Source organism: aff. Roholtiella sp. LEGE 12411, from assembly GCF_015206995.1.
GTDB lineage: Bacteria > Cyanobacteriota > Cyanobacteriia > Cyanobacteriales > Nostocaceae > Komarekiella.
In genome coordinates, this window is the sequence record NZ_JADEXR010000081.1 from 1 (window position 1) to 26773 (window position 26773).

At 41.5% G+C, this 26773-nt stretch carries 23 protein-coding genes and 1 tRNA gene; 6 read left to right on the forward strand and 18 right to left on the reverse strand.

The window, feature by feature from the left end; translation table 11 throughout:
- Positions 1-108: 108 nt before the first annotated feature.
- The 7 genes from IQ246_RS17735 to IQ246_RS17760 all read right to left on the reverse strand — a co-directional run bounded on the left by IQ246_RS17735 (position 109) and on the right by IQ246_RS17760 (position 5991).
- Positions 109-1590, reverse strand: a complete 1482-nt coding sequence (locus tag IQ246_RS17735; RefSeq protein ID WP_194004670.1) for a leucyl aminopeptidase — start codon at positions 1588-1590, stop codon at positions 109-111.
- Between the two features lie 479 nt (positions 1591-2069).
- Complete coding sequence (locus IQ246_RS17740; RefSeq protein ID WP_194004671.1) at positions 2070-3218, reverse strand: EcsC family protein; 1149 nt, start codon at positions 3216-3218, stop codon at positions 2070-2072.
- A gap of 150 nt (positions 3219-3368) precedes the next feature.
- On the reverse strand, positions 3369-3536 hold the full coding sequence (locus IQ246_RS31295; protein WP_208492199.1) for a type II toxin-antitoxin system PemK/MazF family toxin: 168 nt from the start codon (positions 3534-3536) through the stop codon (positions 3369-3371).
- Complete coding sequence (locus tag IQ246_RS17745) at positions 3497-3745, reverse strand: type II toxin-antitoxin system PemK/MazF family toxin (RefSeq protein ID WP_208492198.1); 249 nt, start codon at positions 3743-3745, stop codon at positions 3497-3499. Before IQ246_RS17745 ends, IQ246_RS31295 begins: the two co-directional genes overlap by 40 nt.
- The gene (locus IQ246_RS17750) at positions 3732-3980 is read right to left on the reverse strand and encodes a hypothetical protein (protein WP_162395389.1); all 249 of its coding nucleotides are present in this window, start codon (positions 3978-3980) and stop codon (positions 3732-3734) included. Before IQ246_RS17750 ends, IQ246_RS17745 begins: the two co-directional genes overlap by 14 nt.
- A gap of 122 nt (positions 3981-4102) precedes the next feature.
- A complete protein-coding gene (locus IQ246_RS17755; protein ID WP_194004672.1) occupies positions 4103-4915 on the reverse strand; it encodes an alpha/beta fold hydrolase in 813 nt (270 codons plus the stop codon).
- Positions 4916-5265: 350 nt separating this feature from the next.
- Positions 5266-5991, reverse strand: a complete 726-nt coding sequence (locus IQ246_RS17760; protein ID WP_194004673.1) for a 1-acyl-sn-glycerol-3-phosphate acyltransferase — start codon at positions 5989-5991, stop codon at positions 5266-5268.
- A 387-nt stretch (positions 5992-6378) separates the two neighbouring features.
- On the opposite strand from IQ246_RS17760, the gene metG reads away from it, so the two are divergent.
- The 3 genes from metG (at position 6379) to lptC (ending at position 10101) form a co-directional block, all read left to right on the forward strand.
- Positions 6379-7980 carry a methionine--tRNA ligase gene (gene metG, locus IQ246_RS17765; RefSeq protein WP_194004674.1) on the forward strand — a complete coding sequence of 534 codons (1602 nt, stop codon included), beginning with the start codon at positions 6379-6381 and terminating at the stop codon, positions 7978-7980.
- Between the two features lie 169 nt (positions 7981-8149).
- The gene (locus IQ246_RS17770) at positions 8150-8779 is read left to right on the forward strand and encodes an NYN domain-containing protein (RefSeq protein ID WP_162395541.1); all 630 of its coding nucleotides are present in this window, start codon (positions 8150-8152) and stop codon (positions 8777-8779) included.
- The gene (gene lptC / locus IQ246_RS17775) at positions 8779-10101 is read left to right on the forward strand and encodes an LPS export ABC transporter periplasmic protein LptC (RefSeq protein WP_244142072.1); all 1323 of its coding nucleotides are present in this window, start codon (positions 8779-8781) and stop codon (positions 10099-10101) included. Before IQ246_RS17770 ends, lptC begins: the two co-directional genes overlap by 1 nt.
- A gap of 102 nt (positions 10102-10203) precedes the next feature.
- Here the strand turns inward: lptC and IQ246_RS17780 are convergent, their stop codons facing one another.
- From IQ246_RS17780 to IQ246_RS17810, 7 genes are all read right to left on the reverse strand, one after another.
- Complete coding sequence (locus IQ246_RS17780; protein ID WP_194004687.1) at positions 10204-11526, reverse strand: D-alanyl-D-alanine carboxypeptidase; 1323 nt, start codon at positions 11524-11526, stop codon at positions 10204-10206.
- A gap of 740 nt (positions 11527-12266) precedes the next feature.
- Positions 12267-13337, reverse strand: coding sequence for an LOG family protein (locus tag IQ246_RS17785; protein WP_194004675.1), 1071 nt, complete (start codon positions 13335-13337; stop codon positions 12267-12269).
- 647 nt (positions 13338-13984) lie between these two features.
- A complete protein-coding gene (gene trxA / locus IQ246_RS17790) occupies positions 13985-14308 on the reverse strand; it encodes a thioredoxin (RefSeq protein WP_194004676.1) in 324 nt (107 codons plus the stop codon).
- Between the two features lie 362 nt (positions 14309-14670).
- Positions 14671-15834: a GuaB3 family IMP dehydrogenase-related protein gene (locus IQ246_RS17795; RefSeq protein ID WP_194004677.1), complete on the reverse strand. Its 1164-nt coding sequence runs from the start codon at positions 15832-15834 to the stop codon at positions 14671-14673.
- 344 nt (positions 15835-16178) lie between these two features.
- Positions 16179-16706, reverse strand: coding sequence for a YdcF family protein (locus IQ246_RS17800; RefSeq protein ID WP_194004688.1), 528 nt, complete (start codon positions 16704-16706; stop codon positions 16179-16181).
- A 270-nt stretch (positions 16707-16976) separates the two neighbouring features.
- Positions 16977-17050 (reverse strand) — tRNA-Arg (locus IQ246_RS17805).
- Between the two features lie 33 nt (positions 17051-17083).
- Positions 17084-18181: a tocopherol cyclase family protein gene (locus IQ246_RS17810; RefSeq protein WP_194004678.1), complete on the reverse strand. Its 1098-nt coding sequence runs from the start codon at positions 18179-18181 to the stop codon at positions 17084-17086.
- A gap of 35 nt (positions 18182-18216) precedes the next feature.
- Between IQ246_RS17810 and IQ246_RS17815 the strand changes: the two genes are divergently transcribed.
- Positions 18217-18843: a DnaJ domain-containing protein gene (locus tag IQ246_RS17815; protein WP_194004679.1), complete on the forward strand. Its 627-nt coding sequence runs from the start codon at positions 18217-18219 to the stop codon at positions 18841-18843.
- 644 nt (positions 18844-19487) lie between these two features.
- Here IQ246_RS17815 and IQ246_RS17820 read toward each other — a convergent pair.
- A complete protein-coding gene (locus IQ246_RS17820) occupies positions 19488-20321 on the reverse strand; it encodes a metallophosphoesterase (RefSeq protein WP_194004680.1) in 834 nt (277 codons plus the stop codon).
- A gap of 212 nt (positions 20322-20533) precedes the next feature.
- Positions 20534-21364, reverse strand: a complete 831-nt coding sequence (locus tag IQ246_RS17825) for a metallophosphoesterase (protein WP_194004681.1) — start codon at positions 21362-21364, stop codon at positions 20534-20536.
- A gap of 330 nt (positions 21365-21694) precedes the next feature.
- Between IQ246_RS17825 and IQ246_RS17830 the strand changes: the two genes are divergently transcribed.
- Positions 21695-22864, forward strand: coding sequence for a DUF262 domain-containing protein (locus IQ246_RS17830; RefSeq protein WP_194004682.1), 1170 nt, complete (start codon positions 21695-21697; stop codon positions 22862-22864).
- Between the two features lie 6 nt (positions 22865-22870).
- Complete coding sequence (locus IQ246_RS17835) at positions 22871-23923, forward strand: MAE_28990/MAE_18760 family HEPN-like nuclease (protein ID WP_194004683.1); 1053 nt, start codon at positions 22871-22873, stop codon at positions 23921-23923.
- Positions 23924-23956: 33 nt separating this feature from the next.
- Here IQ246_RS17835 and IQ246_RS17840 read toward each other — a convergent pair whose 3' ends face one another.
- Positions 23957-24127 (reverse strand): hypothetical protein, encoded by a 171-nt coding sequence (locus tag IQ246_RS17840; RefSeq protein WP_194004684.1) that lies wholly within the window; start codon positions 24125-24127, stop codon positions 23957-23959.
- A 3-nt stretch (positions 24128-24130) separates the two neighbouring features.
- A complete protein-coding gene (locus IQ246_RS17845; protein WP_194004685.1) occupies positions 24131-26299 on the reverse strand; it encodes a DEAD/DEAH box helicase in 2169 nt (722 codons plus the stop codon).
- Positions 26300-26773: the final 474 nt, after the last annotated feature.

Consider the following 26773-nt stretch of genomic DNA (forward strand, 5'->3'; position numbering starts at 1 on the left):
GTTTAGGATTAAAAGAATTCTTCCCCAATGCCCAATGCCCAATGCCCAATGCCCAATGCCCAATGCCCAATGCCCAATGCCCAATGCCCAATGCCCAATGCCCAGTCCCTAATCCCCAGTACCTAGTACCCAGTTAACTAAGGTACGAACGCCGTAACCAGTTGCTCCTGAACCGTTGTAGCCATTTTCTTTATCTGTCCACACTGGGCCTGCAATGTCTAGGTGTGCCCAAGGGGTTTCTTTGACAAACTGCTTGAGGAAAAGGGCAGCGGTAATGGCTCCACCTGGACGAGGCCCAGTGTTTTTCATGTCCGCAATCCCAGATTTTAACCCTTCAAAATATTTTTCTTCCATTGGCATTCGCCAAATCTTTTCTCCTGATGTTTCAGCAGCTTTTTCTAGTTCAGCAGCTATATCATCATTGGGAGTGAACAAACCACCAATGTCATCACCTAAAGCTATGATGTTTGCACCAGTCAAGGTGGCTAAATCAACGATCGCATCCAATCCTAATTTGTCGGTATATACTAAGGCGTCTGCTAAGGTCAAACGTCCTTCGGCGTCGGTATTGTTCACTTCTATTGTTTTACCGTTAGATGCTTTAAGAACGTCTCCAGGGTGCATGGCGCGACCGCTGATCATGTTCTCAGTTACGGCTGAGATAAAGTGAACTTCGACATCTGGCTTGATCTGAGCAATTGCTTTAGCTGCGCCGAAAGTAGCAGCGGCTCCACCCATATCAATTTTCATGGTTTCGATGCCGCTACCAGCACCTTTAATATTGAGTCCACCAGAGTCAAAGGTTAAACCTTTACCAATAATTGCTAGTTTGCGTTTGGGTGTACCTTCTGGTTTATAAATCAGGTGAATGAATTTGGGTGGTAAGTCAGAAGCTTGAGCGACGCCTAAAAAAGCACCCATACCTAATTTTTCACAGTCTTCTCGTTCCAGAATTTCTACTTGCAAACTGTGCTCGTTAGCGATCGCCTGAACTGTTTCTGCCAGAGTGATTGGTGTGACTGCGTTGGCTGGTGCTGCTACCAACTGCCGAGCCAATATTACTCCTGATACGATTTGATTGGCGCGGCTAATGGCTGCTTCTTGTCCACCGAATCCTAGTAAATCTACGGTTTCGATTTGTGGCCCTTTATCTTCTGGTTCTGATTTAAAGCGAATATCTTGGTAAAGCGCCAGTTGCACACCTTCTGCGATCGCTTGGGCGGTTGCTGCTGGATCGTTATTCCATAATGGAAAACTAAACCCCAAAGTTTTGCTTTTTTGCTTTTTTGCTACCCTAGCTACAGCCGCCGCAGCGCGTCGCAGACCATCTAATTTTAGGGTTTCTGGTTTTCCTAAACCTACTAAAATAACTTTACGCACTGGGCTACCAGCACCCACGCGGGTAAATATGGTGCTGTTAGCTTTTGCTGTAAATTCCTCTTCGGCAATTAGTTCTTTTAAAATCCCGCCAAGTTTGTCATTTAAAGTTGCCAGTTCGCCGGTTAATTCTACTGCATCTTCAAATAATCCAATTGCCAAACTATCGCCTGCCCACTCTAGCAAAGGCGTATCACTAGGTTGAATTACCATTTTTGGATTTTGTGTAAGTATTCCTTCTTGTACCAGTATTGCTTAAAATTCTTTGTTCATGCTCATGGGTGGGGGAGTGCAGCAAGTCTTTCCCCTCCAACTCTTGACCCTTGACCCTTGACCAAAATAATGGGATACAAGCCCCGTCCTTCTAGGACGGCTTTTGCTGCTACAATAGAAACAAGTCGCCATAGGGCATTGGGAGACTATAAACGGACATGGAGGGACGATAAGACCACTTAGTGGCGCATCCCAGTGAAGTGTCAAGGAATCCTCGCTCCTTCAGGACGAGGAGGTATGTCAATCCTGAGTATTAACTATTGAGTGTTGAACTCAATTGCATTTAAGTCAGGACTTACGCAAGTGTTATATTTTTAACGCCAGAGGTTGTCCAGAGTCAAAGGTCAAAAGTCAAAAAAACCTTGACCCTTGACCCTTGACTCTTATACCAGAAGCCTTATGTGCCAGTTGCGTAAGTCCTATAAGTCAATGTCAATGTCAAATTTGCTGGCGATCGCTGTGATTATCTGTTTTTCTACTGGTGTAGTTTGTCTGTCAAGTTGAGCAATTTTGTAACACTGCGCCAGTAAGGGTATAGCAAAATCACGGTTTAGTTGGCTAATTAAAGTATCTAAAGGCTGGGGTGACTTGATGTTTTGAGCTATGACATCTAGCGAGGTAGAACTGAGATTTAGAGCTTGTAACTCTGGCAGAATTTGTTCCCAAGTCTTCTCTGGATGACTTGCTAGAATCATGTGAACTAAGATTTGATCCATGAGCGCTTCTTGAGCGATCGCTTTTTCCAGATACTTTTCACTCTCTGCTTTTAAATTTGCTAGTGTCTGTGGAGAGTTGAGTGAAGTTGATTCATCTAGCTTGGCTTCATAAAACCGACAAGCAGCATACCCCAATGAATAGATCATCGTTGCATTTGAGCTAGCGGCGATCGCTGCACCAGCAAATGGCACATTTCGCAGCAAACCTAAACCCGCAGCTTTCAAAAGACGACCACCACCCAACGCCAGACCAAAAATTGCTAAAACTTCACCCTTACGAGCCGGGTCTTTTAAATTTAAGCCATAAGCAGATGCAATCTGATAAAGCATTTCTGACTGCAATTTTGTTGTTGCGGCTAAATCAATTGCTAAGAATGCTACTGCAAATCCTGGTAAAATACTAGTTGCTAGCCCAATTCCACCAGCTTTAGTTGCTTTTTCCACCATAATTCGGTGGGAAATCTCACTGGGTGATTCATTGTGATACTGTTGCTTTAGCTTGTTGACTGCAACTTCTGCTTTTTCCAAATCCACAACATCACTACCACCAATCAGCCAACTAAGATTTAATACTCCAGATAGTTTTCTAATCAGCCAATTTTCGCCGAGTATATTCACTAACTCTCCGGTGGTTTGAGTTGTTTGCTCAATTAACTTTTGTGTTTGTTTCGTCGCCGCTTCGCTCACTTGAATTGCTGTATTTACAACTTCGGCGACAGTTTCGACTAAAGACTCGAATATAGACGGTTCGGCTTCTGCTGATGGGTTAGCCTTGATTTGTACTTCTAAAGATTTTGTGGATGAATTAATTAATTGATTCACCTTTGCTTCTTGTTGTGGTTTGTCTGTCATTGCTCAGCACCGTCCTGAAAGTCTTTCTATTCAGGTTTTAGCGAAAGTTTGAGGGGCTTGACATCTCCCAACAAGCACAACTTATTAAATAAAAGGTGAATAACTTTAAGTAGATAATATTGCTATTTGGTATTTTTAGCCTACTCAAAATCAATAATTCTCTGGTATTAACAACTGCATTAGTCCCTCAACAATTGGAGCATATTGCTCAGAGGCCAGTGTTCCTAGATACGCCAATATTCGATGCGTGTCTAACCCCCTGACTTGATCCAGCAGTACTATGGAAGGCTGAGATAAGCCACCAGCACCAGCTTCCAGACGTGGATTAAGCTGGGGTTATTGACTGCCCATGAACCTGTTTGAGTAGTCAAAGGTGTAATCATTAGCATTGGATAGCGGACTTTTCCCCAAGGTAAGCCAACCACTACAACAGGTCTAGTTCCTTGTTGCTCTCGCCCTCTGGGAATATGGTTGGGTAAAGTTACTATGACCACATCGCCACACTCAAGTAAATCAGGCTGGAGCATCCTTACCGCCGATAACTGCTAGCCCGACTCCAGGAATATACTCCACTGGCTTGCCTTTCGGCTGTCCTTCGTGTCCCCAATTATAAGGTTCTGATTCTAGTAAATCTTCTTCTGCTTGTGTAATCTGCTCATTCAGCATTTGCCACAATCTGCGTTTTTCTTCAAGTCCTAGTGAAGCGATCGCATTTACCAAGGATTCAAAAGGAATTTGGAGTTTTACAATTTCTTGGCTCATGAGGTGTGTTAGCAAGATTAGTTAAATTGTAAGCTTTTTCACATATATTTGCATACATTCGGTAGTCAAAATGCTTGCAAATTCAGGTTTTTTCATTTTGAATTGCAAATAAAGAATTTATTTTACACAGACGATTTAACCGTTTGAGACTTACTTTCTAAAAAGTTTTGGCTTTTGAGAATCTCATAGAGATTAATATCTTTCTCCAGCAAGCAGGCGTGTCCGCTATCGGGAAGTACCATCATCTTGGCGTTGGGTAAGATATCCGCTATCCGCCTAATTTCACTTACAGAAGGTAAAAGGCGATCGCTAGCACCAGCAATCAACAACGCTGGTTGAGTCAGGCGACGTAACTGATCATCATCTACATGAAACTCCCGCAGTAAAGACAACCGCCAGAGAACGGTTGCTGGCGGGACAGAACGCATAGTTTTCAGCAGTTCGTGGCGATCGCTTCTGGAGATGCGTGGCAAAGATGCTAAAAAAGGTAATAACCCTAGTGTGCCAACCTCATAAAGGTGTTCTGGCACTAAATAAGTGAGTTGAGATGCCGAATTCAACCAAGGGCGCAGCTGAAAGGCGGAAGCCGGGTTAATTAGAATAATTCGCTTAAATAACTGCGGCGTTTGAATCGCCACTTTCATCGCTAAACAACCGCCAAAGGATTCACCACACAGGTAAACTGACCTATGGGAGCTTTTTTCTAATTCTGCATGGATCAAATTCAATACATTCTTAGTTAGTACATCCCAGGTTGTGAGGTCTTTCCGTGGGAGTGCCAAACAGCGGACATCAAAGCCAACTTCTAATCCTGCGGTTTGCGATCGCAACAGTTGACCTGTTCCATCCATTCCTGGCAAATATACAAACAGCGGATACTCTGGTTGTACTCGTTTAGGAGTAAGGAAACAAGGGCTTAACTCAACTTCTGGCATTGTAAAATTTAAATTGAATTTCTTGGTTTTATGGAATTTTTTTTGTTAAAACCCATACTTATAGGTCTGGGATGACACGCAGTTTTAAAAATAATAGTATAATCAAATATCTGATAAAATCATAGCGTGGAGTGTAAGAATCACGTTAAAATTAGCTAAAGTTGCTAGCAATAGTTAAATCTAGATTCAGCAACACAGCAATTAGCTTTTTAGGAATACATACAGGCTAATTTAGAAATCTTCCTTGCAGAATATATCAAGTTTCGGTCAATAAGTTAATTGACCTCTATATTCTATCCATCTGGATGGATATAAAAGGGCTAGTTGACAGATAAATAGTGTCAAACGCCCTAATAACAGCCTTGACGTAGTAAGTTGCTAATTTCGCCATGACAATGTTCTGTTAGTTCAGCCACAACCGTTCTAGCTTGTTTTCCGTGATATTTTTTTTGATGTTGGGGCGTAATCCAATAAGGATGACCAATGAGCACGGCTAACCGACGATAGAGTACCAGAGGATGCCAACCAGATTGATTAAATAAAGGTTCTGAAGGGTCGAATAAACTCAAAAGCCGTAAGGGAAAACCAGAAGTGTTTACCTCGTCTAACGAGGCGATCGCAATGGGCAAAATTGCTAAATCCCGCACATCAGATCGCAATGCCAAATGGGCAAATCCCCGCTGAAATTCACTCACCATGTTTGGCTGAGTAAATTTTACCATTGGTTCAGTTCCTTCTGGAAATACTCCTACCATCTGCTTGGACTGCAATAGCATCTGTGACTGCACAAAAAAGCTTTGCTGGCGGTTATGGGTTTCTTCTAAGGGAAAACACCCCAATTGTCCGGTAACAATCTCCCGCATTATTGGCACTTGTCCCATGTAATGATGGCAAGCAAAGCGAATCGGACTCGATAACGCTGCCATTAAAACCAGTGCATCCATAAAGCTGCGGTGATTGCTGACTACTAACACGCTCGCATCCTGAGGAATGCGATCCTCGTAATAGCGAAACATTTGTGTTGAGAGCGCCGCCAGGAAAGCGCGAGAAATCTCCAAGGGGCTATTTCGACTCATACCTAATTAATATATTTCTCCGAAAAATTTTTATTAATGTAGTTTATCTTAACTTTATTTTTACATTTCTTTACTACTGCCACGACCGCCTTAAGATAGAAATGTCCGAACTACAAAGCAAACTAGATTTTCCGAGTTCTAGTTTATGTATTCCTAATCACCCTTATGTGTGAAAAAAAGCATTTAAAAGCATTATTATTAGCTAACTTCTGTCTTGTAGGTAATAGATAAGCTGGATTTATATTTATCATCAAACAATTCTTAAATCTAGAAAATTGCTAATATTAAAGTGTTATTTGAAAAAAAGGCAGTATCGTTATATAATTGCGTGGTTTTGCCGATAAAAGTAAGCTATAAAACTTTTTAATAAGTTGTTTTTTATTCTGCATGAATCTAGTGGATAAAACAGAAAAGACGTTTGCACTGACAACACCGCTGTATTATGTAAACGATGTCCCTCACATTGGCAGTGCTTATCCAACAATGGCAGCAGATGTAGTAGCACGGTTTCACCGGCTGCTGGGGTATCGGGTGCTGCTAATTACGGGTACAGATGAGCATGGGCAGAAAATTCAGCGAGCCGCTGAAAGTAAAGGGCTACCGCCTCAAGAATTTTGTGATCAAATTGTGCCCAGTTTTGTCAGTTTATGGCAATTGTTGAACATTCAATACGATCGCTTCAGTCGGACTACTGCACCTCGTCATGAAACGATTGTTAAAGAATTCTTTGGGCGAGTCTGGGAAGCTGGTGATATTTACCACGGACAACAACAGGGCTGGTACTGCGTATCCTGCGAAGAATTTAAGGAAGAACGGGAACTGTTAGAGGAACGGCGTTGTCCGATTCATACTAACAAAGAAGTTGAGTGGCGAGACGAGCAAAACTACTTCTTTCGCTTATCCAAATATCAAACTCAACTGGAAGAGTTTTACCAATCTAAACCAGATTTTATCCAGCCAGAGAGTCGGCGAAATGAAGTTCTGAGTTTTGTCAAACAAGGGTTACAAGACTTTTCAATTTCGCGGGTGAATCTAGACTGGGGTTTTCCAGTACCAGTTGATCCCAAGCACACCCTCTATGTCTGGTTTGATGCACTGCTGGGTTATGTGACTGCATTGCTTGAACCAGATGCAGAACCGACTTTAGCAAATGCTCTAGAAAGATGGTGGCCAATCAATTTGCACCTAATTGGTAAAGATATTTTGCGCTTCCATGCAGTTTACTGGCCGGCTATGCTGTTGTCAGCTGGTTTACCCTTGCCAGAACGAGTATTTGGGCATGGCTTTTTGACCAAAGATGGTCAGAAGATGGGTAAAACCATGGGTAATACCCTTGATCCCATAGATCTAGTTCAGCGCTATGGTAGTGACGCCGTTCGTTATTACTTCCTTAAGGAAATCGAATTTGGCAAAGATGGCGATTTTAATGAAGTTAGGTTCATTAATGTTCTGAATGCAGATTTGGCAAATGATTTAGGCAATTTGCTCAATCGCACCTTGAACATGGTGAAGAAGTACTGTGCTGGCAATGTACCACCAATTGCCAATGAAGCTATTCCTGATGAGAATCCTTTGAAAGCAATCGGTTTACGTCTAGGGGAACAGGTAAAACAAGCCTATGGGGCGCTAGCTTTCAATCAAGCCTGTGAGGGTGTCCTTTTACTGGTGCAAGCCAGCAATAAGTTTATTGATGAACAAGCTCCTTGGTCATTATACAAGCAAGGACAACAACAGGCATTAGAAGAAGTACTGTATGCAGTTCTAGAATCAGTTAGACTAGCAGCTTATCTCCTATCCCCCATTATTCCTAACATCAGTAGCGATATTTATCAGCAACTGGGCTTTGGAATAAATTTTAACGATCAAATACAAAGTTCAATTACCGCTCCTTTTGCTACTCATGCAACATGGGGGATACTATCCAGTAAACAACAGTTGGGTACACCCCAACCCGTTTTTAAACGCATAGAACCCCTAAAAAACGATTAACCCTTATCAAACTCCGATTTTGTTGAATCTCCACTAAATTCTCTCAAAAAATTTATCGGGGCTTAACTGAAGTTAGCCCCTGAAGATTATCATAAGCCGCTCTAACTAGCATGTAAAAGTTGGTAAATTGTATCAAAAATAACAAGGATAAAACTGAGGTATGACAACAATGTTGAATAATTTGGAAAACGACTCAATATTTACGCCAGAACAAGTTTTGGAAAATCGGGGTCGGGTCGCTATATTTATTGATGGCTCAAATCTATTTTATGCGGCACTGCAACTAGGGATCGAAATTGATTACACGAAGCTTTTGTGTCGATTAACTGGAGGTTCTAGGCTACTGAGAGCTTTTTTCTACACTGGGGTAGATCGGACAAACGAGAAGCAACAAGGGTTTCTGTTGTGGATGCGTCGTAATGGCTATCGAGTCATCGCTAAAGATCTAGTACAGCTGCCAGATGGCTCAAAAAAAGCCAACCTGGATGTAGAAATAGCAGTAGATATGATGGCGTTAGTAGATTCCTATGATACCGCAGTTTTAGTCAGTGGTGATGGGGATTTGGCTTATGCAGTGAATTCGGTGAGCTATCGCGGTGTGCGGGTAGAGGTGGTAAGTTTGCGTTCGATGACTAGCGACAGCTTAATTAATGTTAGCGATCGCTACATTGATTTAGAAGCCATCAAAGAAGATATCCAAAAAACCCCTCGCCAAAGCTATCCATATCGACCGTTATCTAGCATGGGTTTCTTGGAAGATCCTAGAGCAAGTGATGGACACCTAGAAATTCAAGAATAATGAAGCATCATTTTAATAATAGGGGGGAACAAGAGGAAGGGAAGCTCAAAGGAGGGGGAGAAGGGGGGATAAAAAGAAAGGGAGAGGGGGAGATCAGAATAATTCTTCATTCACCTCCTCTACTCCTCCACTCTCCCACTCCTCCACTTTCGCATTCCCCCACTCCTGTCCTGCGTCGTCCCTCCTTCTTTCTTTTGTTTTTACCCTTTTTCTTAATAATTGGGTTAGTTGGCTGTGGGGGTAAACTCCCCACAGCTTCTGAATCAAATGATTCAGGTGCATCTAACCGAGACAGCAATTTAACTTTCTTTGATGTCACCTTAGAACAGGCCGATGAGGTAGGAAGACCGATTTGGAAAGTCAGAGCTAAACAGGCAAAATACACTAAAGAAAAACAAATTGGTCAGGCTGAAAGTCCTTATGGTGAACTCTATCAAGATGGCAAAGTAGTTTACCAAGTCAAGGCAGAGGTGGCAGACATTGAACAGGATGGGAAACAGCTATTTCTCAAGGGTAAAATACTCGCCACAGATCCTCGCAATGGGATTGTATTGCAAGGTAATGAATTAGAATGGCGACCGAAAGAAGATTTATTGATTGTCCGCAACCAGCTAAATGGCACTCATAAACAACTCCAAGCAGTAGCACAAGAAGCGCGAGTCAAAACCCGCGAACAGCGTATGGAATTTTCCGGAGGAGTAGTTGCAAACTCTGCTGATCCTCAAATGCAAATACGAACCGAGCATTTGATCTGGCAGATTAAAGAAGAGAAATTAATCAGCGATCGCCCTGTACAAATTGACCGTTATAAAAATAATCAAATTACTGACCGTGGTAGAGGAAATTCTGCCGAAGTTAACTTAAAAACTAAAATAGCCACTGTTAAACAAAATGCCCAGATGGAATTACTAGACCCACCAATGCAAATAGCTAGTAACTCTATGATCTGGAATATGAATGCAGAGACTGTTAAAACAAATTCGCCAGTGCGCGTGTTCCATAGTGCTGAAAAGGTGACTGTGACTGCCAATCAAGGCGAAATGAAAATACCCCAAAAAACGGTTTATTTAACAGGTAATGTCAATGCCGTTGGGCAGCGTCGCCAAGCTCTGAAATCCAATACATTAACTTGGTATCTAGATAATAAGTTGATTGAAGCTCAGGGAAATGTAGTTTATCGGCAAGTTGACCCACCGTTAAATTTTACAGGTGAAACAGCCGTGGGTAATCTGCAAACAGAAAACATGGTTGTTAAAGGTGGCAGTTCTGGCAACAGGGTAGTCACAGAAATTATTCCCCAGGAAAAACCGAAGCGTCAATAACTAAGAGTCAAAGGTCAAAAGTCAAGGGTCAAGGGTCAAGGGTCAAGGGTCAAGGGTCAAAATTAATTACTCTGGATTTTTGACTTTGGACTCTGGACTAACTTAACTTTTAAACAAAATATCATTACGATCGCCTGCACCCAGTTGAGGTACAGAGTTGATAGCTGAGTGGGGAGTGAGCGCAGCAGGAATAGAAGGAGCTACTTGCAACTGTTTCACAAGACGTTGCAACAAGTGGTCTTGCCCAGTGCGGAAAGCTGACACATTTGTGCCACGGTTGATAATAGCAAACCAAACCAAACCGCGATCACGTGTAGGCATAACTCCGGCTAAAGCACTAACATCCCGCAGAGTACCAGTTTTAATTACCGTAGCAGTAGGGATATGTCTGGAATGCATTGTCCCTCGCTGATCGAACCCAGACATGGGAAACAAGTCAGCCAAAGTTAACTTATGGGCGACTGCTTCCCGTTGTAGCGTCATAAACATCGCACAGACGGCTCTTGGGGAGATGCGATTTTCTGGCCCCAAACCGGAACCGTTGATTAACTGAATTTCTGATTGCGGCACTCTAGCAAGGTTAGCAGCTGTTGATTCCACTACAATTGCTCCTCCTACTGACTCTGCTAGCATCTCAGCCATGTCATTGTTGCTAAAAACATTCATCTCCTTAATGAGTTGCTGCAAGGGCAAAGAGTGGTGACGCAGTAGCAAGGTTTGTTGAGAGTTTGATTGTGCCTCCAATTTGACAGTACCCGCAATTACGACTTGAGGCTTGGGTGTGCCCTTGGGCATGATTGAGTATATGTAATTGGCAGGGCGAGTCCAAGTTTGATGATTCAGCGCTTGCTTGAGGAATTGACCTGCCATTAACGGATTACGCTGGAAATTCATGGCAAAATTGCCAGTAATTACCAAATTCCCCTTCACCTGCTTGATGCCCATTTTATTGAGAGTATTACCAAGTGCGATCGCTTCTTCCCAAACAAACATCGGATCACCACCGCCAGCAATTACCAAATCACCCTTTAAAACTCCATTTACCACTGGCCCGGTGGAACTTACTAAAGTCTCGAATTGGTGATTTGGGCCCCAAGTTTTCAAAGCAACTAGTGAAGTAGCAATTTTAGTTAAAGAGGCAGCAGGTAGAGGTGTCGTACCTTGGTGATTAGCCATCAGCATCGGCCCCGACTGCATCCAAATTCCCTGACTTTCCGTCAGATTCTGCACTACTAATTTCGATGTTATTAGTTCCTTCAGATATTGTTGGACTGTAGTAGCCCCAGTTGGGTTTGGATCAGGGGCAAGAACTAAGCCAGGGCTACTTTGCCAAGCCAATGCATCCAAGGCATCAAAAGGCTTGATTTGTACGCCAGCCATTTCCAGCCAGAGCGATGCTAAACCTGAACCTAGTAATTCCACCAGCATGTTTTAGTCCCCTATTTAAGATGTAGTGAGTTGTTTCCTGTGCTAATATACAAGCTTTTTACAGATAATCAGCACTGAGTCATTATAAATAGTGTTTTTCTCATCCAAAATTACAGTTAATAAAATAAATGATTTTTTACCCATTTGACAATCCCATAATACCTATCGCTGATGACTAACTATATGCATAGGAAAATACAAAATCTCTGACTCAGCCATTGCTAGCAGTTAGTTTCAAAGATACAGCAAATTTCAGGTACATGAAGTACATAAATAAAACCCGAAACCCTGTACAGACGTTACATGTAACGTCTGTACGTATGATTCATGAAAATGCTAAGTGCTGTAAATTTATAGTTAGGAATAAATCCGGTTTTCAATTAAGTAGCTTGTAGGGTGAGTATAGCAATGCCTGCTCTACTGTGATCTATTTGTATGAAAGCTGTGGGAAATCACATATTTCTAGATCACACAATTCAAGACCAACAAATTATCATCATCATCCAGGCTAATGTGAGATATTCTTGCCTTTATTGATTAAATTCCTATACAGGCTTGTCCAGATATAACTGGAATTCCGCCATCAATTTTATAAAAATAACTTGAGCTTATGTTTTTCTGAAGCCGAAAAACCTGGGAATTGGCTTTCATGATAAACCTCTTCCAGGGAAACAAAATGCCAAGGTGGCAAGTTTAACAAGAAAAAATGCCAGGGTGGCAAAATCCACCCTTAGCACCTACTTCCTTTCTGGATGTGCCGCATCTTCTGCTGAAGGAGTGCCCATCTGGTTAATCGCTGCAATCATTTGATACAGGCGTCCTAAGTCGCGTTGATTGAAGTACAAAATGAGGCGAGGTAGCCCAACGGTTTCATCTTGCGCTTCTTGAGGTAACGCCTGACTTTTTTCAATCCGTCCTTTAAGAATAATGTCGCTAAAATCAGCGTTGAGTTGCTCTACAAGAGCATCTGATAAATCTGTCTTCAGACGGATGACTAAACTATCACCTACGTAGCGGCATGAGTGATAAACCTGATAGAAACGGGTAATGGCATCGCAAGCTACATCTAGGTTATCTGTTACTGTGTAAAGGCTGGGGTCTTCGGGACTCACAAGACCGTTTTGCACTAGTTGCTTATCAATATATTCACTCCAAGACCGCCAGTAATCACCACCAGGATGGTCAATTAAAACTAGAGGTACTGGGCCAAACTTACCAGTTTGGCTTAATGTCATACACTCAAAAGCTTCATCTTGAGTGCCAAAACCACCAGGAAATAAAGCAACAGCATCACTTTCTTTTAGGAGAAACAGCTTACGCGTAAAGAAATACTTGAAGTGAATTAGCTTGGGATCACCCTCGATAAACGGGTTCGCTTGCTGTTCAAAGGGTAATTGAATGTTTAAGCCAAAAGAATTTTCTCGTCCAGCACCTTCGTGACCAGCTTGCATTATGCCACCGCCACCGCCTGTCATAACCATAAATCCCAATTGAGAAATAGCCTGAGCAAACTCAAGCGCCATCTGATATTCTGGGGTGTCTGTGGCTAAACGAGCTGAACCAAAGATGGTAACTTTGCGAACATGTCGGTAGGCATGAAATAGCTGGAAACCTCGCTCCATATCTGCTAAAGCTGCCGACAATATTTTCCAATCGAGACGCTCAATTTCACTATCAGCCAGACGAACTATTGTAGCAAGTGCCTGTTTGATAAATTGCCGATTTTTTAACGTCGGTAAGCGATCAATCAATTCAGCAATATCCGCTTGGAGAGACTCTAATGTGTCAAAAGACGCAGATGAAGTCATGATAACTGCCGCAACAATGGCATTATATTTTACCTAAATTTAGTGTGCAAGTTATCAAATACTGCTCTGCCTACTTTTAGGAAATGGCGACGTGCAATCATACATAATTGCTTTATGACAATAAGAGCAAAATATCTAAAACGTAGGCTTCTATTTTGAATAAATGTAGCTGACTACATTTCTACATAAAATGCTGTATCACTGCTTAAACAGTTATTTTTCAAATTTGACCGAACTTTATACTTTATATTAAGCCCTGTTGAATTGGCACAGACACGCACAGAAGTCAGACTGAGGGAAGCCCGCTTGAAACTTCTGAAGCAGTTTTCCGTAAAAGTGGGTCGGCTTCTGACAATTGGAACTTCGGGAGTGGCTTATCGTTAGATGTGATTATAACCTGCCTCTGTTTAAGGCATCTCATGCTCCACACAAAGCTGATACTCTCTGAGAACCCTAATTAGGGACTAGAAGTCTCCTCTTTGAGGAATAAATAACAGATTAATTTACCAATGGCCAACTGACGCTGTTTACAACTGTAAAAAGTTTTATTGAGACGCGAAGTTCGCGTCTCGTAAACATATTTACAAATATTCACCTAAAGCTAAAGCAAATGAACAACTCAGGAGGATTTTGTTGCCGATTTAGCTTCAAATATACTTGTCCAAAGTGTTGGCCAATGTAGTTTTGGGCACAGCACCGACCACCATATCTACTTTTTGTCCCCCTTTAAAAATCATTAATGTGGGAATGCTACGAATACCGTACTGACTGGCAACCTGAGGATTCTCATCAGTATTGAGTTTTACAACCTTGAGTTGACCTTCGTACTGAGAAGCGATTTCATCGACAACAGGGGCTACCATCCGGCAGGGTCCGCACCAGGGGGCCCAAAAGTCAACTAAAACGGGTACGTTGCTGTCGAGTACTTCTTGCTTAAAAGTAGAGTCTGTAACTTGTTCGGGTGCTGACATGCCTAAAACCTTCGCCAATTATAATATCTAAGCTTCGTGAAAATTCTACCATAGCAAAAACGGTTGCTTGGAAGTAAAGGATATACATTTGCAAAGAAGCTCTAGAATTTATTCACAAACATAAGGAACCGCCCGAACAGTAGTCCGGGCGGAGTGTGGTGTGAGGAGTGAACGGAAACATGCGTCTCCGCTATTTCTATTGTAGGCGACATGTGAGATTTTTCCAGTAATTGTTTAGGATGTGCTGGAAAAATTTATTGAATAATTTGATGTTGGAAATTAGGCATTGGGCATTGGGAATGGGGCATTGGGCATTGTTTATTATTTTTTAACTATTCCCCATTCCCTATTTTCTATTCCTTTTATTTACCCATGCCTAATTGTTGAGCTTTTTGGTAGACTTTACCTTCAGTTAATAGGGAAGGAGCAATCACAACTTCTACTTGCTGCATTTCCTTGATGTTTTTGGCTCCCAATGTCCCCATACTTGTCTTTAAGGCTCCGACGAGATTATGAGTGCCATCATCTAGTCCTGCTGGGCCGATGAGTATTTGCTCTAGGCTACCAGTTGTAGCAACGCGAATGCGGGTGCCACGGGGCAATACTGGGCTGGGTGTCGCCATGCCCCAATGATAACCTCGTCCTGGGGCTTCAGCGGCTCTGGCAAAGGGGGAACCAATCATCACACCATCAGCACCGCAAGCGATGCATTTACAAATGTCGCCACCAGTAATTAAACCGCCATCGGCGATGATGGGGATATAGTTACCAGTTTCCCTGTAGTAATCATCTCGTGCAGCAGCACAATCAGCGATCGCACTCGCCTGGGGCACACCCACACCCAATACGCCACGGGATGTACAAGCAGCACCAGGGCCAATTCCCACTAGTACCCCAGCTGCGCCAGCTTTCAACAAATTCAAAGTAACTTCGTAAGTAACACAATTCCCCAATACCACAGGGATAGGCATTGAACGGCAAAATTCTGCCAAATCAAGTGGTACTAATGACTCTGGCGACAGATGTGCAGTCGAAACCACCGTAGCCTGTACAAAAAATAAATCAGCCCCAGCTTTTGCCACCACCTCACCATATTTGCTTGCACCCGCTGGGGTAGTACTCACTGCTGCAATACCACCTTGTTGTTTAATTTCCTGAATACGTTGTTCAATTAATTCCAGCTTTATTGGTTCGGCATAGAGTTCTTGCATCAGGGAAACAAATTCATCTTTCCCCACAGAGGTAATTCGATCTAAAATCGGCTCTGGGTCAGCATAGCGAGTTTGGATACCTTCTAAATTAAGGACTCCTAATGCTCCTAACTGTGACAAACGTACAGCCATGCCAACATCTACTACGCCATCCATTGCACTAGCAATTATCGGGATTTCTCGCTCAATATTGCCAATACACCACTTAGTATCTGCCAAACTCGGATCTAGTGTTCTGTTACCGGGGACTAGAGCAATTTCATCTATTCCGTAGGCTCTGCGAGCTGTTTTTCCGCGCCCAAGTTGAATTTCCACGCTTTAATTTTTCTCAAATCTGTTTAAGCTAGGGTATCAAATTGTGGGGGGAATTGGGGTGGTTGGTTTTCAGGAACCACAAAGGATACAAAGAGAATTATGAGCGGTGGAAATTGCTACTTATAACTTTAGGTCTACCCACCAAGGAGAGGAGATGAGGAAAAATTGTTAATTAGTTTTGATGTTGTGATTGGTGAAGGGTTGTGGTTTAGGTATTTTTTCAAAAACTATAGTTTTATCTGTCAGTTATTACTTAGTTAATGCCATCATTCTTTGATTAATTTTCCCAATTTTATCGCAGGCAAATTAGGATTATGCCAATTCCCGATTACCAAAGAGATTTACTATTTATTTTGAGCTTCATCAGTACCAGTGTAACCAGTTGCTACCCAAAGTATGGCTCTAGCTCCATCGCGGATAGATTTTTCAATTGGTTCAGGCGATTTTTCTGAAGGAACTGGCACTGGTTTTAACTCAATACCTCGACTACCCAAAATAATTTCGCCAATGACACAAGCCCGGCGCATGTGGAAGTCTGAGGTAATCAAATAAACGCTTTTGATGCGGCGAGCTTGCAAATCATCTACCAACGTAGTAAAGTTTGTAACTGTATCCACAGCTTCATAATCCAAGTGTAAACGCTTGGGATCAATGCCAGCTTTGCTAAACACTCGGTGAGTTGATTTACGTGGACTACCTCCAGTAATCCAGATTGGTATATTTGGATGCTTGCGAGCAAATTCCGCTGTAAATTTCTCTCGCTCTAAGCGTCTGGTTGAACCACCTAACACTAAAACTGCTTGCGGCTGTACAAATTGGTTTTTTACTTCTTTATATCCCCACCAAATTGCTAGCGGTAAGACAAGAGCCATAAACCTAAATAATTTACCTGTAAACAATAGTTTATTCAAGGCTCGATAACCTAGTTTACTGATTCCAGAATTTTCTCTCGCTAGAAAAAAACAGTTGCAGAGTAGCAAACTCCTCAAAAATCTGCCCGAATTCAAGTCCGGGTAACTTTTGTGCTACAGCGCGATTAAGCGTGTTTGAAGTTTTCCTCTAATTGATGGATTATCCTAACCTGTATCGGACGATTCATCAAAATATATGCAACCACTTGATCTATTTGATTGTTTTAACGACGGGACTGGTGCGACTTGAACGCACGACCTAGCGCTTAGGAGGCGCTCGCTCTATCCATCTGAGCTACAGCCCCAACTACGAAGCATATACAATGATAGCAGTAGTTTTAGCGAGACTGCCAAGAATTGTCCCAAGAACCGCCGCCTACTTCTAAACCACAAAGAAAACTTTGGGCTTTCAGGATTATTTGAGATTTTCCCCCATTTAGTTCTCGCAACTCTAAATTCAGCTGCCCTTGCATGGTGTCCTTACAACAAAATGTTAAACCATCCGCTGTTGGCGCACGCAGAGGTGTACCGGGTAGATGCGTGGTTCCTGTCAACTCAATTTCGTAATTTAAGTTTCTAGCTTGCATTTGCCATCTACCCCAAGGCTGAATTTCCCAATCTACTTGTGAGTTCCAGGGAACGAATTCATAAAACTTGCCTTGATAATGCAAGCCAATCATCGCTACAGATTCCATCCACCACAGTACACCACGCCGTCCCCCGCCAGCAGTTAATGCCAAGTCGGTTTCATCCTCGAAAGAATTACAATTTATCCAAAACCATTTTTTGGGGAAAGCACCACCCCAATTTTTCTCACCGTAGGCTGGGGCGCTGTTAAATTGATATATTTTGCCATTCCAGTCAATCCAGCCGCTAGCCAAACCATGAGCCATTAAAATTTGCCATCCAGGTTCAAAAATTGGCAAAAACGACAGTAAACCAGCGGTTGATTGCTGAATACTATCTTTGTTTCCCCAAGCATATACTGGCTGAATTTCATACTGCCAACGGCAGTAATTACCAGTAGCAGGATCGCGAATTATTCCCTGATTTAAGCTGGCTGTGGCTTGATAACCTTCTTGAACATGGCGCTCAAATTCTGCTGGTAAAAGGTAGAGGGGGGGGACGTGTAAATCGGTTTTGCCCCAATGACCCAAACCTAGAACATCCCGACTACCCCAAAATTTTGTAACATCAGGAAAAGTACGCCATAGATACTGATCATCTGGGCCGAGGATTTGGGCTGCACCGCCACTATAGGGTTTATCGCCGATGGGGTCTTCGATGGAGTACATAAAGGCAAATGTTTGCCCAATTTCCGGCAAAGTGACGCGGTAATACCAACCTTCAAAGAAGCGACGACTGCTACCATCCCAGTGGTATCCGCTGTGAGGTGTTTGGGTTGACTGAAGAGGATTTACAGGAATCGTTAACATAGATTTATCTAATTGCCTATTTTTCAGTATGCGCGATGTCTAACGACAAGCCACGAGAGCGTCTACACTTCGATATCTATCATGCTTATGAAATCCTTGGGCTGAAACCTGGTGCATCGCCAGAACAGGTGAAACGAGCTTACCGTAAGCTGGTGAAAATTTGGCATCCCGATCGCTTTTTTGATCAAAAGCAAAAACAGGAAGCTGAGGAAAAAATTAAACAAATCAACGTAGCTTATAACAAGCTTAAGTCTGAACAGCTATCGGAGCCTTTAACGCCTGAAAAACCATCTTCACGCCCAAATACCCCCAAAATATCTGTCAATCGCTGGGATGCAGAAACTTTTTATAATTGGGGAGTGGAGAATGTTACTAGTGGAAGATATGAGGAAGCGATCGCAGATTTTACTCATGCAATTCGTCTCAATCCTCGCTATGTTGACGCATACAAATACCGTGGGTTAGTTTGCTCTCAACTGGGATATGAATATAGAGCAACTTCAGATTTAAGTAAAGCCGCACAGTTAGAACTAGAGTTAAGAAATCCAGGATATACACCACCATCACCCTCACCAAGGGCTGTGTCAAAACCTAAATCTCTGATAGCAAGATTTTGTCAGGAGGTTAAAAGTTTACTGCGGCTAAATCGGCGTTGGAGATAAAACGCTCCACATAGCAACACCATAGCTTGAATGATATTCTATTAGTAGCTGGTAATACTAAGTAAAGTTTTATCCTGTAAATAAACTGCTACGCTTGTGTGCCTAACCAAAGCGTCTCATATCCATATCACTAATAGCTGCATCAGGCAAGTGGTAATATTTTTAAGAAAGATTTCCGAATTATTGCAATAAGTTAATGGTGTTCAAGTTTGGTAAATAGACTATTTAACTAATGAAGATAATGCTAGATTTAAAAGCAAGGTACAAACAGGTTAAAAGTTTAAACAAAAACTTTCAAGTTAGAGCCTGTGCCTCCTGCTCTAATATTATGGCGATCGCTGCTAGGTTGTAACATCCCGTCAATGTGTTTTCGCCTTAAGTTCATTGAGTTGTTTTGGAGGTTTTTGAACGCACAGCCAGATATGAATGCCTAGTTGGAATAAAGGATGTGCAATTCTGAGTAGGTCGATTGCGAATAATGTCCACCTTCGTTTAGTTAGCGACTTCTGATCTTCCTATCTTCTTTAAATATTGTCTTCTTAAGAAACCGCCCCAGGCTGCTGATATTTATCCATCGCAGCTTTCGGCGGTTTCTGTTGTGAGCTATTTGAAAAATCCAGAGTCGAGGGTTTAAAGTTTTTTTGCTAGTAACTAACTAACGTAATTACAGTAACTTCTGGCGGACAAAATAAGCGCCCTGGGCGATATGTTCCTAAGCCACGGTTGACATATAATTGATTTTTTCCCACATGATGAAATCCCTGCGCCCACTCCCAATATCGTACTACTTTCGAGAAGTCTCCTAATAAAAATGTCATCCAACATCGCAGTTTTTTGGGAATTTGTTTAAGCAGTTTTTTATAATAGACTACTACAGGGCCAATGCCTGGAATCACAATATGACCACCGTGGGTATGACCAGATAATTGCAAATCTACACGCCATTGTTGCAATATCTTGGCTGTATCTGGGTTGTGGGATAAAACGATGCGAGGTATATCGGGGTCTAATTGATTCATGACTGGTGCGGGGCGGAATTCCCCTGACCAATAATCAGCTAGTCCTACTAGGGGCAATTTTTTTCCTAGAGGATAGGCGATTTCATTCCAAAGCACATGCACCCCAATGCTAGTCAGCGCGGCTGTAACTTCTGCTTGGGAGTGGCTGTAATGTATATCATGATTGCCAAGTACAGCATAGATACCACAGCGACTTTGCAGATGTTTGAGTCGCAGTACCAGTTGGTGAATTGGCGTGGGATCGTCAGTTACGTAATCACCAGTTAATATAATCAAATCCGGTTCAGCTTCATTAGTAAGTGCGATCGCTTTTTTTAGCATCTCTTCCGACAGCCGCAAACCATCGTAGTGAAAATCTGACAACTGCACCAGCTTTGTGCCTTGTAAAGATGCTGGAAGTTCTGCAATCTTAACCGTTATTTTATCGACTCTTAAATGTCCTGTAAACAACCAGTGCATATAGTAACTGACACTCCTCATACCAGCGCTTACAGCTTACCAAAAATTAAAATATATCTTGGGTAAATGCAACAATTTCTATGAAATAAATTGTTTTAAATCCTGAGCCTAAATTATACCAAGTTGACCAAGGATAAATTGTTTTACTAACTGGCGGAGGTATTGTAAATTGCTTACACTCGGTCTTTTGGTGTTTTCATTACGAATTAATATTACTCACTTTGTAGCGTAATTATAGTAACTTCTGGGCGGCAAAATAAACGACCTGGGAGATAAGTTCCCAAGCCACGATTGACGTATAGCTGATTTTTTCCTAGCTGATGTAAACCCTGCGCCCATTCCCAATGGCGTACTACAGAAAAATTTCTTCGTAAAAATGGTATCCGACGCCGGATTTTTAAGGGTATTTTTCGCACTATTTTTTTGTAAATAACCACCGCAGGGCCGATTCCAGGAATTACGATTTGACCACCGTGAGTATGACCAGATAATTGCAAATCGACTCGCCAGGCTTGCAATATCTCTGCTGTATCTGGGTTGTGAGATAAAACAATGCGAGGTGTGGCAGGGTCTACCTGGTTCATTACTGATGCAGGATTGAATTCCTTTGAGTAACGGTCTGCTAATCCTATCAGTGGTAGTTCTTTTCCTAGGGGATAAGCAATTTCATTCCAAAGAACGTTAACCCCAATATTAGTTAAGGCTGCTGTAACTTCCGCTTTAGAATGTGTGTAATATATATCATGGTTGCCTAGTATGGCATAAATACCAGCACGACTGTGCAGATGTTTGAGTCGTAGTACTAGTTGATGAATTGGTGTGGTGCTTGTGGTTACGTAGTCACCAGTTAATAGGACTAAATCTGGTTTTACTTGGTTGCTAACTGCGATCGCACTTTCTAACATTTCTTCTGATAGCCGCAAACCATCATAATGAAAATCTGACATCTGCACCAGCTTTTTACCTTGTAATGATGCAGGTAATCCTGCAATCTTAACCGTTAATCTCTGTGTACTCAACGGCCCAGATAACAAAGAGTGCATAAGGCGTTCGATAATATTCAATCATGGCGCTTACAGCTTAACGAAAAATCCTTCGATTAAATGTAGCGGAAGAACCGTAAATTCTGAAATATTTCATCAAAGCTATAGATTTAAATGTATTTATATTTATTTTAATTAACTGCGGCTTTTATGTTAGCTCCTGTCAAGTTAAATAGATTAGCTTTATTACTAGCGTCCCCAAAGGTTTTTCTTGACATTGATATTATCAACATCCAAAGTAAGACAACTTTGCCGCATCAAGAAGCGTTAGGCTAGATCCAGCATGTTTAACCATATTTCATCATGCATATCTTATGAAGGATGTAGTAAATGCAACTTGCACCAACTGAAGAAAAAATGTGGGAAGAATCTCCTTCCAGACACCGCATCAAAATGACTGATATTGAGATCAACGAAAAGTATGAGTCTGGAGAGCAAAGAATACTAACCGAAATGAACCGAGAAAAGCTGCCGAGCTTTGTAGAAGCATTAAAGAAGCCTGGATATATGGATGTAAAACCTTTTTACCAGAGGAGGTCACGTTGGGATTCAAAGAAGCAATCGCGACTAATAGAGTCGTTTCTAATTAATATTCCTGTTCCTCCAATTGTTCTTTACGAGAAAGAGTTTAACTTGTATGAAGTAATGGATGGGCAACAAAGAATTACTGCCCTTCGGGATTTTTATGAAAACCGTCTCACTTTGACAGGACTCGAACTTTGGCCTGAACTTAACGGACGCAGCTATGCTACTCTTCCTGCAAAAATTAGAGCAGGGATTGATCGTCGGTCTATATCATCTATAGTTTTGATTACAGAGTCGGCATCTAATCCTGAAGAAGCACTACTTTTAAAGCAGCTTGCCTTTGAACGTCTGAATACTGGTGGTGTCGAGTTAAGTCGGCAGGAAGTACGTAACTGTTTATATTATAGTAAGTTCAATCAGCTATTACTTGATCTGGCAACTAATTCTATATTTGCAGAAGCTTGGGGAATTCCCTTAGATGATCGTGACGAGCTCGTTCAAAATAACCTATATAAAAAAATGGAAGATGCTGAATTAGTGCTTCGCTTTTTTGCTTTACGCCATGCAGATGACTTCCGAAGGGGAATGGAAGGGTTTCTTGACCTTTACATGATTAAGAGCCTGAAATTTTCTGATGAAGATATTGAGATACTTAAAAATATTTTTATCAAGACCATAAGTTTAGCACATCAAATTTACGCAGAGAATTTATTCAAGCCTTTTGAATCTAAGACCAACATCTGGAAGGATAGTCCTTATAAAGCCTATTACGATGCCGTTATGGTTGGTTTTAGTAAACATTTGGCGGACACAGAGATTTTAGTAGAGCGGAAGTCAAGAGTAATAGAAGAGACAAAGAGGCTGTTTAGAGAAGACACATCAAAGCTTTTTACAGGTGGTGGAAGAACAAAGGCTGATATCCAAGAGAGAATTATATTGTTTGACAATATGCTGTCCCAAATCATCGCAGAGTGAAGAGCGATGTTTCAAAATATATTGATGACAGTAAGGATAAATATCTCTACTGTTCGTTCTATTGTTAAGACCAATGATTGGCTGAAAGAAATTTCCTTTGGAGCAGGTGTTGTAATCAAGCAAGAATGGCACGAGGAAACGGAATTAATCCTTGGAACACTAATGCAGGATATCCCCAAGGTAAGAGAGTGGCGAGTTTACGATCACTGTGCTGTGGTCACGCGGCTGTACGCCATTTATGAGCGTTTTGTGGAAGACTTAGTTAGCGATTGGTTAGTACTTCTGCCATCATTATTTCCACTTTATTCAGACTTGGAAGAAAGAATCCGAAATACTCACCAGACTGGAGTAGGAAGATTACTATTAGAACTGAAGAAAAATAGATATGCACACCTCTCTATCGAGGAAGTGATGCGAGGTTTATTTCATGGATTTACTGGTGAAAAACAGTATGAGCTATTGCCAGATGCGTTTCTCTTCCATGAGCAGAATTTACGTAGAGAAACTCTAGAAAAATTATTTGCAGATGCTGGCATAATTAATACATGGGGCTGGGTAGAGAAACATAGAGCCATAAAGTATTTTTTAGAAGAGATTAGAGGAAATCAAAACACTGCGGAAGGAGAACTCAATGAATTGATTAGCTATCGCAATGACGCAGCCCACGGCTCACCCGATGATGTTCTAGGTACCAATGCACTTTTAGAATTATGTGACTTTGTAGAAACTTTATGTCAAGCAATTACTGAGTTGGTAACTTATCAAGTTATTGAGCGGAAGAAATCAATAGGTCAGGCTAGGGAGGTTGGTAAAATTATAGAGTGGTATAAGAAGCATGAAGCTGGAGTAGCAAAGTTTGAAGCAACTACTATATCAGTTGGAAGTAATCTTTTTCTTGTTAGTCAGGGAACATCTTGCTGTCAGTTGGCTATCATTGAAAGCATTCAGAATAATGGAATTTCTGTTAGCGAAGTACAAACCACTACGGAAATGGAAGTTGGTTTAAAATTTGATGTTGATGCTAAAAAAGGATTGCGGTTATATCAATTATATATTTGAAGTGGGATTACAAAAAACCTATTTCAGAATTGGTCATGATACTACTATATGTAAACACTGCAAGCAACATTCCAGAATGTAGAAACCTGGGATTAGGAAAACCCCCATACCTTTTGCGGTGAATTTTGCCGATGCATCCCTTGGGTAATTCTGGAAGAAAGCGATCGCTTCTGGAACTTTGTAAGCTGCAATTCTCTCCCGCATAGTCTATTCTCTCCACAATGCCACTTGCTGTTTGAGTTCAATCACATCTAAATAATCGCTTGCAAAAGCTTTCCGTAAAAGTGAGTGAGGAATAAATTCATCATACTTTTGTATTTCTGGCGCTTCAGATGAACTAACTAAATATTCTGGCGTAATTCTTTGCTCACACAAGGAAACAATTTCATGATAAAGATGTTTCAATTTATCCTTGCCTAATTTTATTGTTAAATAATAGGGATTTACTCCACCAATACTTGTAATTTCCAAAGATTCCCGACAATAAGAGTTGAGCAACCTTTCTAAGGTACGATAAGCAACTGTACCCAGCCAAGGAAAAATACAGCATTTACCTTTATCTAACTGCACTATATTCTTTTTATCTAATTCAGTGTTACGTGCCAATTGACGAACTCCATGTAAACGTTGCATAGCGTTATTTTGTAAGTAGCTATACTCTGCATCCTCAAGTAAAACTTGCCGCATTTTTTGCAAAACTTTTGTATGAATAACGCCACCACTACCACGCCAATAAATACTAGCTTTACCCTCAGCTTGCTTAACGGAAACAGCCTTTTTTTTGAAGTCAACTTCTACAACTTCCCAAGTTCTCCCTGCTAAGGCAAATTGATTACCAACAGGAGGAGATGTGGTGATACTACCAATTTCTGTTGCGCCTTGTTTAACAATATATTCTTGCTGTTCAGGAAAGACCGCATAAAACTGAAACTTTCTTACTATCTTTTCCCCTGCTAAACCTAGGATTAATTTACCTTGTTCAGTTTGCTGAATATGGTCAATATCAATTAAATAGCGTAGCAGTAATAGCAAATCTTCCTTAGAAATAGCAGTAAACGGTGGCAGATTAAGAATTTGTTTAGCCAGAGTAGCGGGTGAAAGCTCGCCTGTTGCTGCTAGAATGCTCATTGTTTGATGATAAAGCAAACTCAAAGGATATTTAATATGCTTTGTCGGTTCAATCCAACGCTCCTCTAAATAAAGTTGGATAATAGCAATACACTGCAAAAGTTGCCAGGGGATTTGTTCTGGTAAAGCAGCTTCTGGTAAAGGTTGCTCTTCAGCACAGACAAAGCGCATATCAGCTGCTTCACCTCTTCTCCCACTGCGTCCCAACCGCTGTAAAAAACTTGCTACAGATAAGGGTGATTCTAACTGAATAACTCGCTCTAAATAACCGATATCTATACCTAATTCTAGAGTTATGGTGGCGGCAGTCACAGCTGGATTATTGGGTTCACGCATGGCATTTTCAGCAGCTTGCCGCAAGCTAGCAGATATACTACCATGATGTACATGATATATATCTGGTAATGTTTCTTCTGCGGCAATTTTTCGTAAAGATGCAATTATAGATTCGGTTTGGGTTCGATTATTAGCAAAGATGAGACATTTCTGAAATTTACTAAGATTAAAAATATATTGTTCGTAGGCTGTCGTTTCTAATTCATCAACTTCATTTGTAATATAAAAGTGTTCTACAGCCAGTTTAATTTGGCGTTTTACCCCGTCAATTTTTGGAGTAATCACTGGTTTTTCAGTTCCAGAACGCAACCACTCTTGTGCCATTGAGTAATCACCAAGTGTTGCCGATAAACCGATACGCCGAGGTTGTTTTTGGGTCAATTTTGCCAAACGCTGCAATTGGCAAATAATTTGACACCCGCGTTCCGAACCCATAAACGCATGAATCTCATCGATGATGACAAATCGTAAATTACCAAATAAGCGAATTAGCTCATGATTTTTGTTAATTAATAAGCTTTCTAGAGATTCTGGGGTAATTTGCAGAATGCCTTTAGGGTTTTTTAACAGCTTATTTTTTCGACTTTGGGAAACATCACCATGCCAATGCCAAACTGGAATATCAGCTTCTTTAAGCAAGTCGTTAAGACGCTCAAATTGATCATTAATTAAAGCTTTGATTGGACTAATGTACAATGCACCTATAGTGGTGGCAGGGTTTTCGTATAATAGAGTCAAAACTGGCAAAAATGCTGCTTCTGTTTTACCCGCAGCAGTTGGAGCGGCAATTAGCAAATGAGCATCAGTTTCAAATATAACTTGACAAGCTGCAATTTGAACTGGTCGTAATTCAGTCCAATTGTGATTGTAAATATATTCTTGAATAAAGGGCGCTAGCCTGGAAAAAGTCATACTAGGGACTTCCAAATAAAAAAATATCCTATCGTTTTTATGGCAGGGGGTAGGGAGCAGGGGGAAAGAAAATCGTTGTGATTTGGGTAAAGGGTAAATTCAAACTTTTCCCTTTAACAGAGAAGTGAATGGCACGCTTGAAAAGCCCAAAGCCTTGTGTCGCCTCGTTCCCAGTCTTCAGACTGGGAATGTATTCCCATAGGCTCTGCCTCTGGTCAAAATAGAGTAGGCTCCGCCTCCGAAGATAGGTTAAGAGCCTCTAGGCTCTTAACCAGTCAGGGTAAGGTCTGTATCTTAACTTAGTGCCATTCCCCCATGCTCCATTGCCCTTATCCCCAGAGGGGACCCAATACGGTTCAGTTAAGGCTAAAAGCGTTATTGATGATGTGAAAATTTGGAGCCTCAACTCGCTGTCCAGTACCTCTGTGCTTTGGTTTTTTGGAGCGAAACTTTGATACAGGTTTTTTCACAACC